This is a genomic window from Staphylococcus sp. EG-SA-15, assembly GCF_017151895.1.
Lineage (GTDB): Bacteria > Bacillota > Bacilli > Staphylococcales > Staphylococcaceae > Staphylococcus > Staphylococcus aureus.
Genome location: NZ_JACVZN010000193.1, coordinates 1 through 218, shown reverse-complemented (window position 1 = coordinate 218; position 218 = coordinate 1). Strand labels below are relative to the sequence as shown.

Genomic DNA, 218 nt, shown 5'->3' with positions numbered 1-218 from the left:
ATATGACGGTGATCTTGCTCAATGAGGTTATTCAGATATTTCGATGTACAATGGCAGTCAGGTTTAAGTTTAAAAGCTTTAATTACTTTAACCATTGCTACCTTCGTTGAAGGTGCCTGATCTGTAATTACCTTTTGAGGTTTACCAAATTGTTTAATGAGACGTTTGATAAACGCATATGCTGAATGATTATCTCGTTGCTTACGCAACCAAATATC

Annotated in this window: 1 protein-coding gene; it reads right to left on the bottom strand. The window is 35.3% G+C overall.

What is annotated here, in order from left to right:
• Positions 1–218 (bottom strand): DDE-type integrase/transposase/recombinase (locus tag IDG64_RS15040; protein WP_206171383.1); only part of this gene is annotated, 218 nt, incomplete at both ends.